This window comes from Streptomyces sp. NPDC031418 (assembly GCF_055581605.1).
In genome coordinates this window covers 1-11313 of the sequence record NZ_JBVIJC010000033.1, presented here as the reverse complement: position 1 = coordinate 11313, position 11313 = coordinate 1, and the positions used below count along the sequence as shown (strand labels likewise).

Annotated in this window: 9 protein-coding genes; 3 read left to right on the top strand and 6 right to left on the bottom strand. The window is 72.3% G+C overall.

Translation table 11 applies throughout. The features are described from left to right. The first annotated feature begins 142 nt into the window (after positions 1 to 142). A complete protein-coding gene (locus tag ACZ5CZ_RS35335; RefSeq protein ID WP_468948780.1) occupies positions 143 to 640 on the top strand; it encodes a hypothetical protein in 498 nt (165 codons plus the stop codon). Positions 641 to 678: 38 nt separating this feature from the next. Here ACZ5CZ_RS35335 and ACZ5CZ_RS35330 read toward each other — a convergent pair whose 3' ends face one another. The 3 genes from ACZ5CZ_RS35330 to ACZ5CZ_RS35320 all read right to left on the bottom strand — a co-directional run bounded on the left by ACZ5CZ_RS35330 (position 679) and on the right by ACZ5CZ_RS35320 (position 1809). Then, positions 679 to 1263 (bottom strand): HD domain-containing protein, encoded by a 585-nt coding sequence (locus ACZ5CZ_RS35330; RefSeq protein ID WP_468948778.1) that lies wholly within the window; start codon positions 1261 to 1263, stop codon positions 679 to 681. A 69-nt stretch (positions 1264 to 1332) separates the two neighbouring features. Continuing rightward, positions 1333 to 1509, bottom strand: a complete 177-nt coding sequence (locus ACZ5CZ_RS35325; protein ID WP_468948776.1) for a hypothetical protein — start codon at positions 1507 to 1509, stop codon at positions 1333 to 1335. A 54-nt stretch (positions 1510 to 1563) separates the two neighbouring features. Continuing rightward, complete coding sequence (locus ACZ5CZ_RS35320) at positions 1564 to 1809, bottom strand: NUDIX domain-containing protein (RefSeq protein WP_468948774.1); 246 nt, start codon at positions 1807 to 1809, stop codon at positions 1564 to 1566. A 168-nt stretch (positions 1810 to 1977) separates the two neighbouring features. On the opposite strand from ACZ5CZ_RS35320, the gene ACZ5CZ_RS35315 reads away from it, so the two are divergent. Then, positions 1978 to 2331 (top strand): hypothetical protein, encoded by a 354-nt coding sequence (locus tag ACZ5CZ_RS35315; RefSeq protein ID WP_385841689.1) that lies wholly within the window; start codon positions 1978 to 1980, stop codon positions 2329 to 2331. Between the two features lie 19 nt (positions 2332 to 2350). On the opposite strand, the gene ACZ5CZ_RS35310 is transcribed toward ACZ5CZ_RS35315, so the two are convergent. Then, on the bottom strand, positions 2351 to 2941 hold the full coding sequence (locus tag ACZ5CZ_RS35310; protein ID WP_385841688.1) for a hypothetical protein: 591 nt from the start codon (positions 2939 to 2941) through the stop codon (positions 2351 to 2353). 77 nt (positions 2942 to 3018) lie between these two features. Between ACZ5CZ_RS35310 and ACZ5CZ_RS35305 the strand changes: the two genes are divergently transcribed. Further along, positions 3019 to 3897 (top strand): helix-turn-helix domain-containing protein, encoded by an 879-nt coding sequence (locus ACZ5CZ_RS35305; RefSeq protein WP_468948771.1) that lies wholly within the window; start codon positions 3019 to 3021, stop codon positions 3895 to 3897. Positions 3898 to 4037: 140 nt separating this feature from the next. Here ACZ5CZ_RS35305 and ACZ5CZ_RS35300 read toward each other — a convergent pair whose 3' ends face one another. Beyond that, on the bottom strand, positions 4038 to 8879 hold the full coding sequence (locus ACZ5CZ_RS35300) for a DNA repair ATPase (protein WP_468948769.1): 4842 nt from the start codon (positions 8877 to 8879) through the stop codon (positions 4038 to 4040). A gap of 127 nt (positions 8880 to 9006) precedes the next feature. Beyond that, positions 9007 to 11202 carry a flotillin family protein gene (locus tag ACZ5CZ_RS35295; protein WP_468948767.1) on the bottom strand — a complete coding sequence of 732 codons (2196 nt, stop codon included), beginning with the start codon at positions 11200 to 11202 and terminating at the stop codon, positions 9007 to 9009. Positions 11203 to 11313: the final 111 nt, after the last annotated feature.

Below are 11313 nucleotides of genomic sequence, written 5' to 3'. Positions count from 1 at the left end.
CGGCCGGGCGGGTTCAGAACGGCTTCAGCCCGGTTTCAGCACGGGCCGCCCCGGTTTCAGCGACCGATGCGGCCGGTCCCCTCCCTGCGACCGATCCACTACGCTCCCCCCGAACAAACACTCGGGGGGTCATATGTTTGCCATGTCCGCCAGACGCTGGTGGATCGCCGCCGGTACGACGGCCGTCCTGGCCGGCGGGGTCGGCACCTACACCTACCTCGACGGCGACTGGCCCTCCAGCACACCCCCGCGGCCCGTCACCGGCCTGCGCGACACGATCCAGCACGTCTCCGCCCAGACCACCGAGGCCACCCGCCCGCACCTGGTCAAGACCTGCACGACCGGCACCCGCCGGGTCAGCCACTCCTCGACCACCGGCACGGGCAGCCACCGCACGACCCGCACCTGGTACACCACCGAGCGCTACCGCGACTGCCGCTCGGTACGGCACGGCACGGAGACCTACACCCGGGTCCTCCACCCCGAACGCTGGTGCGTCCGCCTGGACGCCGTCGACGGCGACCCGGCCGACAACGACGTCTGGTACCGGGTCGGCCGCGGCGACTACTACCTGGCGCTGGCCACGGATTACCACGCCCGCATGAAAGTGACGCCGCTGGACTCGGCCCCGGGCTGCTGAGTGCCCTCGGTCAGCTGCGGAGACCGCCCTGTCGGCGATCAGAGTTCCGGCTTTTCCTCACGGGTGCGGTGCATCCACTCCAGTGGACCGCGCCGCAGGGCCTCTTCGGCGAGGCGCTTGGCGGAGGCCGTCTTCAGCGCGGCGAGGGAAGTGTCGATCCACGCCTGTGTGTGCTGGTTGCCCTGCGCACGGTATTCGACGGCCTGGAGAAGACATTCCAGCTTGTCCGCGTCCCGGGCACAGACGGCTTCCACCGTCTCCCGCCCCTCGTACTCGGCCACCGCGCTGCCCACCACATCGGCCAGCGGCTCGGGCAGTGCCGCGGTCTGGTCCACGGTGACCTCGGCATTGGCTGCTGCCTTGAGATACCGCTTGCCCAGGTGGGGAATGTCGGTGGTGCGAGTCTCCTGGCTGTCATGGAAGAGCGCGAGAAACGCGGCGCGCTGCGGGTCGGCGCCCTCCATCGCCGCGACGGCCGACGCGATCACAGCGGTCCGGTGGGAGTGATCCGCGATGCTCTCCGGGTCGGGCACTCCGGCGATCACCCAACCAGTGCGCTTGTAGCGCTTCAGGAGGCCGATCTCATAGAGGAAGTCCACCACCCGCGCATCGTTCTCTGCCATGAATCTCCTTGTCCCCAACGGAACGTCTTCTCGGGCCTGCGGCGTCGCCCAATGCCCCCGCTATATCGGCTACATCCGCTCGTCATCTTCCACGGCCGCCGACCCGGTGTTCCCCAGGCCGTACCACGCACCGATGGCCTGCTTGTAGCCATCCGGCATGTTCAGACCGGGCACCTCGTGCGCACTGAACATGCCCAGCTGCTTGTGCTCGTGGCTGACGACCGGAGGTCGGTCGGGAGTCAGCACGGTGCAACCGTAGGTCACGATCAGTACCCGCCGACCTGGGATGGGCTGGTAGATTCAGACACCACCGTCGATGAGTGGGCCTGCTTTGACCTCCCAGCCGGTCTCCTCCTGGATCTCACGCTCCAGCGCCGCCTCCGGACTGCTGTCCGGCAGCTGAACGCCGTCGACTGTGCCGATCTCCAGGCGGCCTCCGGGCAGTTCCCACTCATCACGCTCGTTCCGCAACAGCAACACGCGATCAAACGCGTCGAGCGCAACGCCCTTCACGGAGACGGGCCAGAGCGGCGGCGTGTACGTCATGACGTCCTCGTCCTGCGGGGTGCGTGCCGGGTCTTCGGAACGTAGCACCCGCGCCCTCACCCGCCGCGCGATCGCCTGATGCCCCGCCACCCAGAACCGGCAGGAAGACAAGCGCGGATGAGTACGACAGCGGATGTGCGGGCCTACGGGCGCGTCGAGGATGACGGGATGACCACTCCGACCCCCGCCCGTGGCCCGGTCGCCGCGCTACTCCTCCTGGCTGCGCTGGTCCTGCTGCCCCTGCTGATCGGCCTGTTCTACGTCAGCCAGGACACGCTCGCCTGCTTCGGTCAGGCCACCGCCTGCCGTGGTCAGCGCGCGGCGGTGATGTCGGTGGTGCACGCGGCCATGGCCCTGGTCGCCGGGCCCTGCGCCGGCGCCGCCCTCCTGGGCCTGACCGGCGCCGCCCTCAACCGCCGTGCCGCCGTCTGGGCGGCGACCGGTGCCCTGCTGGGCGCGATGGCGATGTGGATCGTCACCCTGCATGTCCTGGCACAGGCCTTCTCGCAGTGGGAGTTCTGAGGGCCGGACGCGCCCGTCGCTATTCGGATACGTCCGTCATCGCATGCCGTCCAGCCGCGATCAGCCGTGCGACGGCGAGCGGCGCGCACAGCTCGGCGGCCGACCTCATCGGCACCGACCAGTAGGAGGCACCTGCCCCCGGGAGGCACCGCGTGCGGCCCACCTGCGGAACGCCCAGATAGGTCCCGTTCCCCAGCACTTCGACGCCCGCCTTCGCGCGCCACTCCGCAGCCGCCTCCTTCCAGCTGCGGGCCATGCTCGCGGGCACGAGGGCGTAGTAACGGCGGCCCTGTGGGTCACAGATGACCGGTCCGCTCCTCAGGGCGTCATCGAGGACGGCGTCGACCTCTTCGGCATCGTCCGTCAGCGCCATCGCGAAGACCAGCCGGCCCGGAATCCGTACAGCGGAGAACAGAGTGCCCAGCGGCAGCAGGGCCACCCCGTTCTCCTGCCACTCAGCCCTGATCCGCTCGTGACTCGCGGCGGGGCAGGTCGCCATCAGCCACTGCTCGACCGCCAGCCGCCGGTCGGCGGTGGAGTGCACCAGCATGCCGGGCCCCGGTCCGACCGGTCGCAGTGCGGCGGCTCCGGGCCCATGGGTAGCGTTCACGGTGTCGACGCTCCTTCACAGCGTTGGCCATGCCCCCAGGCCGTCAGCGCGGTCGGGGGGTCTTGTCGTAAGGGATCGTGGCCTGCCGTCAGGGACGAATCTCCTGTGCGCGAGGACAGTTGGGCTCGCTGCCGATAGGGTCACAAGAAGGCCCAAAAGTCCCTGCCCAGGGGGTTGATGTGAACGCCAGACTTCGTTCCGCGATGGCCGAAGCGGGCCTGTCCCCGCGCCAGCTCGCTTACCGGGTGGGGGTATCCCGGAAGCAAGTGGAACGATGGGTTTCGAACGAGGCGTTAACGCCCCATGCCAGGAACCGCGAAGATGCCGCCCGCGCGCTGGGAGTGGACGAGGAAATGATCTGGCCACAGGTGGTCAAGGACCGCATCAAGACCGGAAACGACCGCGAGATCATCCACAGCTACCCGTACCGCACGGCGGCACCGTCCGCCTTGTGGGCGGAGCTGGCGGAAGCAGCCACACGAGAGATCGTGCTGGGCGGGTACACCAACTACTTCTTCTTCACGTCCGTCCCCGCGTTCGCCGACATCCTGCGCCGCAGAGCAGAGGCAGGTGTCGGCGTGCGGATCCTCCTCGGAGATCCGGAGGGCGAGGTGACCCGGCAGCGCGAGGCCGTCGAGGACACGGCACTGAGTGTGTCCACCCGGATCAGGATCACCCTCGAGCACCTGGAACGGCTCGGCCCGCTCGAAGGCCTGGAGACCCGCTACAGCGCGGCCGAGGACGCCGTGAACCATGTCTCCCTGTCGGTCTTCCGCTTCGACGACGACGCGTTGGTGACGCCCCACCTCGCCCGGCTGGTCGGCCATGACTCGCCCCTTCTGCATCTGCGGCGCCAGGGCGACGGCGGTATGTTCGACCGCTTCCGCGACCACGCGGAGGAGCTGTGGAGCCGGGGCACCCCCATACGGCGAACGACCACTGACCCCATGGCGTGACCACCGAGGTTCACAGCATCAGGCGGCCCGGCACCACATCGGCGCTCACTCCCCGTCCCGCCGGTCACGGTGGATCAGAGCCGCCGTGAGTGCCGTCACGATCAGGAGGGCGCAGCAGACCGGGGTGAGGAAGCCGAGCATCAGGGGGTTTCGGGGCGGGAGCGGGTGATTGCGGATTCCACTGCTGCGATGCGGTCCGCGAGCAGGGTGAGGGCGGCGATCGCCCGGGTCGTCGGGTCCTGGTCCGGGGTGCCGAGGGTGCGGGTGCGGATGTGGGCCGACTTCAACTCGGCCCAGCGGGCGGCCTGTTCCGGGGTGAGGGTGCCGCGCAGTTCGGCGAGTTTCAGGAGGTTGGCCTCGGCGCCGGTGGTGAGGGTCTGGGCCTCGGCCGTGTAGTGGTCGTGGACGACGGCCTCGCGTTCGGTGTCGTTCATGACCGGGCGCAGCCGCTGGGCGATCTTGTTCATGTCGCGGTAGGAGCCCTGGAGGCGGAAGGGGGGTTCCGTGCGGGCGGCCGTGGCCTGGCCGGCGGAGGCGGTGTAGGCCGCGTTGACCGACAGGACCGTGTCGCGGACGGCGAGCAGGTGGCGCAGGACGGAGACGGTGCGGTCCAGTTCGGCCGGGGGCAGCGGGGACGAGAGGCGGTCCGCGCGGGCCGTGGGGTCGGCCGCGGCGAGCCGGACCAGCAGCTCCAGGTCGGCCCGGTCGCGGGCGGCGAGCGGGGCCAGGACCGGGTTGGCGGTGAGCGCGTTCTCCACGAAGCTGAGGGCGAAGACGTCCTCCTTGCCGGTGAGGACGTCGCCGAGATTCCACACGTCGGCCCGGTTGGCGAGCATGTCGGGGATGCGGAAGCGCTCGCCGGACTCGGTGTAGGGGTTGCCCGCCATGCACACCGCGAACCGCTTGCCGCGCAGGTCGTAGGTGCGCGGCTCGCCCTCCCACACGCCGTCCACGCGCCGGGTGGCGTCGCACAGCGGGATGAACTTCTGGAGCAGCTCCGGCGAGGTGTGCTGGATGTCGTCCAGGTAGAGAAGGGTGTTGTTGCCGGCCGCCAGCGCGAAGTTGATCTTCTCGATCTCGCGGCGGGCGGTGGCGTTCGGGGCGTCGGCGGGGTCCAGCGAGGTCACGGCGTGGCCGAGCGCCGGGCCGCTGATCTTGACGAGCATCAGGCCGAGCCGGTCGGCGACGTACTCCATGAGGGTCGTCTTGCCGTAGCCGGGCGGGGAGACGAGGAGGAGCAGGCCGCCGGTGTCGGTGCGCTTGGACTCGCCGGTGGTGCCCAGCTGGCGGGCGAGGCTGTCGCCGATCAGGGGCAGGTACACCTCGTCCACGAGCCGGTTGCGGACGAACGCCGACAGCACGCGCGGACGGTGGTCGTCCAGGCGCAGCCGCTCGCGTTCGGCCGCCAGCAGGGCCGTACGGCTGCGCTGGTAGGCGCGGAAGGCGGGGACGTCCGTGGCCGCGAAGCGGGCGGTGCGGGCGAGGAACTCGTCCAGCCGGAGGGTCATGTGGCCGCCGTGCACGCGCGGGTGGGTGCCGAGGAGGCCCTCGGCCGTCACGGTGAGCGGGGCGTCGCCGTCGTAGCGGGCCAGGTCCGGGCACAGCTCGGCGGCGACCGCCTCGGCCAGCTCGCCGGGACCGGCCTCGGTGCCGGTGGCCGCGGCGAACGCGCCGAGCCAGGCCGCGACCACCTGCCGGCGCGCCGCCAGCTCGGTGAGTCCCTCCAGGTCGTAGCCGCCCTCGGCGTGCCGGAACTTCTCCAGCAGGGCGCGCGCGGCGGCGCCCAGCACGAACCCCTCGGGCCCGCAGGTCAGTTCCTCGAAGAGGTACGCGGCGGCCGGGCCGGCATCCGCCTCGCCGTCCCACGCCTCGATCGCCGCGGCCAGCTCCCGCTGAAGCTCCCCGATGGCCGGTACGGCGCCGAAGGCGTCCCGCGCCCGGGCCAGCGACACCGCCCGCCGGGTCCAGGCGGTGCGCGCGTCCGCCGTCGTGCCGTGTGCCCAGAACAGCTGGGCGGTGGCCCGCGCGGCGGGCTCGTGGCGCAGGGTGCCGGCCCCGTCGTGGAGCGGCAGCAGGGCGGTGAGGAGGAGCGTCGCGTCGTGGTCGTGGACGCCGCGCTCGTACCCCTCGTCGTAACGCCCCTGCGCCGCCCGGCGGACCAGCGCGGGCAGGTCGGCGGCGGCCAGGGCGGCCGGGCCGTGCTCGGCGAGCAGCCGGGCGGCGAGGTGTTCGGCGCGGTAGACCTCCGGGGACTCGGAGGGCAGGTGGCGGTCCCAGTACCGGCGTGTCTCGGCGAAGGCGGGGTCGGTGACCGGGCGGCGGTAGTCCGTGCCGGTGACCGCGAAGGCGAGGCCGTCGCCGTGCGGGACGAGCGTCAGGTCGAGCGGCTGGGTGTTGACGGCGAAGCGGTGCCCGCCGAGCAGCAGGGCGTGGCCGTCGTCGGCGTACAGGTCGGCGCGGTCGCGCAGCGCGCGGGCGGCCTCCTGGCGGGCGGCCTTGAGCCGGCCGTCCAGCTCCTCGGCGCGCACGCTGTCGCCGAGCCCGCGCAGCTCCTTTGCGGTACGGCGGACCTTGGCGACCAGCGGATCGGAGGCGAAGTAGGCGGTGACCGCGTCGGCGTCGGGCAGGCCGGCGGCGCGCCGGGCGACGGTCTCCAGCACCCGCCCGGCGGAGACGGCGAGCTGCTCGGCGCGGCGGGCGCGGGCGTCGGCGAGGGACTGCTTGCGGGCGGCGAAGGCCTCGTAGATCTCGTTGCGCTTGTCCGCGAGGTCGGCGAGGAAGTCGTCGAACTCGGCGAACCGGCCGTCCAGTTCCTCCAGCCGGGCCAGCAGCGAGGCGAGCTGGTCGTCGCACTCCTCGGGGGTGCCGGACACGGCGAGCGCGGCGGTGACGGCCTGCGCGAGCAGCGCCGTCTCGGCGGCGAACTCGGCGCGCCCCTCCTGGTCCTGGAGGCCGCGGCGGCGGCCCTCCAGGGTGGCGCGGGCCCGGTTGACGCCGCCCAGCACGTCGGCGATCCGCTCCAGCACCGCCGTACGCACGGTGGCGTCGGCGATGTCCAGCCCGGTGACGACCTCGGTGACCGTGCGCAGACCGTCGGCCAGCTCGTCCAGGCGGGCGGCGACGGGTGCCGCCGCGGCCACCGTCTCGATGGCGGCCGCCTCGGCGACCAGCCGCTCGACCTCCTCCCGCTGCCCGGTGAAGGCGTCCTCGCGGGCCAGGAAGGTCACCGCGCGCTTTCCGAACGTGTCGAGGTCGGCCGCCGTCCGGGCGGCCAGCTCGTCCACCTGCGCGGTGTCGACGTAGCGCAGTTCCTTCAGGGTCAGCAGATGGCCGTGCGCGTGCCGGAGTTCGGTCAGTCCGCGCACCCAGGCGGCGGCCTCGCGGGGGGCCTCGCCGCGCAGCCGGCGCACCACGGCGGCGATCCGCTCGGCGCCCTCCGCGAGGGCCTCGGCGGCCTGCCGGGTCAGCTCGCGGACCGTCTCGAACTCGCCCAGCACCTGCTCGCCGGTCTCCCGTACGGCGGTCAACGGGCCGAGCAGGCCGCCGAGTTCGGGGTCGTCCAGCCAGTGGTGGGTGTCGGCGGCGCGGACGCAGGCGGCGACCAGCGCGCGGTAGCCCTCACCGGTGTGGATGCCGTCGGCCACCAGCCGGGCCACGGACAGGCAGTCGGCGAGCCCGCGCACCAGGTCGGCGTTGCCCACCCGGGCGAGCGCCCCGGTACCGGTGCGCAGCGCGGCCGCGTGGGTGTCGGAGACGTACGGCGAGGTCCACCACTGGAGCGGATGGGTGTGCGCGGGCTCCTCCCCGGCGGCGCGCAGCACGGCCAGGCCGCCGTCCCCGAAGAGCGCCCAGCCGCGGCACGGCAGCGGGTTCGCGACCTCCTTGCGCAGGGTGTTGTACGACAGCAGCAGGGTGCGGCCCGCGGTGCGGGAGCGGAACGCGTACAGCACGTCCTCGCCGTTCGGCGCCCGCACCTCGCGCTCGAACTCCAGCCCTTCGACGTCGAGTTCGTACGTCTTGTGTGCCCCCGTGGCCAGGCAGTAGCCGCCCGGGAACACGATCCCCTGCTCCTCCGGCAGCCGCCGGCAGGCCTGCCCGATGCCGTCCAGCCGGACCACGGCCCGGGTCAGCGTGTTGAACACCAGGTAGCGGTCGGCGTCCTCCTTGTACGGCCGCACCCGCAGCAGCACCAGCGGGCCGACCCGGGCGTGTGCGACGGCGGCGTCGGCGAGGGCCTGGAGGGGCTCGTGCACGGGCTCGGTGTACAGCACGTCCTGCTGTGCACCGTCTCCGGAGTCGTCCCGCGTGCGGACGGTGAGGTGCCCGCCGACGGTGGACACGCCCAGCCCGGCGGGGACGGCCACATAGGGCTCCCGGCCCAGGACGTGGTCCTCGCGGGTGGTCTCCGTCCAGGTCAGGTCCTGGGCGGGCGGGAAGACGTCGTCGCGGTCGCCGCGGGCGTCCAGGAAGCGGACCCGGCCGTCGTCGCCGACGTTCCAGCGCAGGGCGCGGACGTCCTCGGCCTTGTCGCCGGTGCGGAACACCGCGAGCAGCCGGCCCTCCACCCGGCGCAGCCGCAGCAGCCGGGCCTGCCGGTAGTAGCGGTGCAGGGCGGTGAACTCCCGCACGAACGCCGGGTCGTCGAGCAGGCCCGGTACGGCGTCCTCGGGCAGCCGCTCGCCGTCCCGGCCGTACAGCGCGAGGACGTCCCCGACGGCCGGCTCGGCCTCCCCGCCGCCGGGGTGGACGCTGCCGAACAGCAGCGCGTCCCCGACGGCCACGATGTCACCCGGAAGACAGGGGTGCGCGGTGCTCAGCCTGCCGGTGGCGGCGAGCTCGAGCCCGGCGGAGCCGAACTCCTCGGCGCGCCGGGCGTTCAGCGCCTCCGCCCTGTGGGCCAGCTCCCTGGCCTGCGCGGCGAGCCGGTCGCGGAGCACCTCGTAGGTACCGGCGTCGACGGATTGCTCCGCAGGGGTTGCCATGGGTTGCTGCTTCCCTTCGTGGGCCGGGTGGGGTCGCCGTGGGGGTTGGGGTGGTGGGCGATGCCCCGCCCCGGCCGTGGCCCCGGTCCCGCCGCCGACCCCCGTGCGGGGGCGGGACCGGGGGTTCTCAGGAGGCGCGGGCGGGTGCGCTGCCGTTCAGGGCGGTCAGCGGGGTGTCCGAGAGACCCAGCTCACCCGCCCGGTCGAGCAGCTTCTGGAACTGCCCGGCCGTGGCCCCACCCCCGTTCATCAGCTTCATCAGCAGCGCCGACACCGTCAGGTTCTGCACATCGGCGGTGCCGACCGAGCCGAGGATGCCGCTCAGGTCCTCGGTGAAGCTGCGCGACCCGTCCAGCCAGGGCCCCGCCAGGGTCTGCGCCGTACGGGAGTTGTCCATGAACCCGTCGACGCCCTTGCCGAGCGCGACCGAGGAGACGAGCCGGTCGAAGAAGACGGACTCCCCGCCGACGATGTCGATGTCGGCGTGCTCCAGGCCGGTGGCGAGCACCGTGGCCTGCGCCTCGGCGACCTGCCGCTGGGTCTCCAGCCCGGCGAGCCGGACCTCCTTCTCCGTCTGGAGCCGCAGCCGGTACTCCTCGTGGCCGCGCGAGGCGTCGTCGAGGGCGGCCATTGCGGCGGCCTTCTCGGTCAGACCGGCGGCCTCGGCCTTCAGCTTCTCGCCGATCGCCGTGGCCTCGGCGAGCGCCTTGGCCTTGGCACCCTCGGCGTCCGCGAGACCCTTCGCCCGGGTGCCCTCGGCCTCGGCCTTGAGCCGCGCCTCGGTGGCCTCCGCGGCGGCGCGGGCGCCCTCGGCCTCCGCCAGGGCCTTCGCCCGGGCGCCCTCGGCCTCGGCGAGCGCCTTCGCCTGGACGCCCTCGGCCTCCGCACGCAGCAACGCCTGGGTGGCCTCCGCCTCCGCGCGGCCGGCCTTGACGGTGACCTCGGCCTCCTTGTCGCGGACCTGGACGGCGGCCAGCCCCTCCGCGGCGGCCTCCGCCTGGACGCCCTCGGCGAGCCGCAGCTTGGCCCGGGCGTCGAGGTCGGCGGTCTTCAGCCGGGCCTCGGCGAGGGTGAGCGACTCGGCGGCGTGGTGCCGGGCGGCCTGCTCGGCGGCCTCGGCGGCCTTGATGTCCTTGACCAGCTTCTCCTGCGCCTCCGCCTCGGCGGCGATGACGATGGCCTGCCGGTCCCGCTCGGCCTGCTCGACCGCGCGGAGCTTCTTGATGGACTCCTCCTGCTCGGCGACCGTACGGTCCACCGCGACCCGCTCCCGGATGACCTCGGCGATCTCCCGCTTCTCCGCCTCGACCTCCTTCTCGGCGGAGATCTGGGTCAGCTGGGTCTCCCGCTCGCGGGCGATGACCTCCAGCATCCGGTCCTTCTCGATGCGCTCGTTCTCGACGGCGATGACCCGCTCGCGGTTCTTCGCGGCGACAGCGATCTCCCGGGCCTGGTTCTCCCGCTGGACGCCCAGGTGCTCCTCGGTGCGCAGGAAGGCGCTCTGCGCGCGCAGCCGCTCCTCCTCGACCACGCGGGCGGTCTCGGCCTCCTCGCGCGCCCGGGAGGTCTCGATCTCCCGCTTCTGCTTGATCTCGGCGTCCGCCTGCCGGCGCTCCAGCTCCAGGATGGCCTCGCGGGCGTCGACGTTCTGCCGGGTGATCTCCTTCTGCTCGTTGCGCTGGGCCTCGTTGGTGCGCACGTGCTCGATCGCCGTCAGCTCGGTGATCTTGCGGATGCCCTGGGCGTCGAGGACGTTGGCGGGGTCGAGCTGGGTGAGCGGGGTCTGCTCCAGGTAGTCGATCGCGGCGTCCTCGAGGTGGTAGCCGTTGAGGTCGACACCGATCAACTCGATGATGTGGTACCGGAGTTCCTCGCGCTTGGTGTAGAGGTCGGTGAAGTCCATCTGCTTGCCGACGGTCTTCAGCGCCTCGGAGAACTTCGCGTGGAACAGCTCCTGGAGCGTGTCCTGGTGGCTGGCGCGCTCGGTGCCCACGGACTGGGCGACCTTGATGACGTCCTGGACGGTCTTGTTGACCTTCACGAAGAACAGGATGCGGATGTCGGCCCGGATGTTGTCCCGGCAGATGAGCCCGTCCCGGCCGGAGCGGCTGATCTCGATCGTCTTCACCGAGATGTCCATGACCTCGGCCTTGTGCAGGATCGGCAGCACGACCTGGCCGGTGAAGGACACGTCGACCCGGCGGGTCTTCGACACGATCAGCGCCTGGCTCTGGTCCACCTTGCGGTACAGCCGGGAGAAGAGGACCAGCAACAGCAGTACGACGACGAGACAGGCGGCGATGAGCACGCCGAGCGCTTCCATGGCATACGTCCTTGCGTCAGACGATAAATCGGAGCCCCCGTGGTCCCGGGGGGGGGGGGGGGGGGGGCATCTCCTGCCCAACACCACAAACCCCCCCTCCCTTCCCCTCCA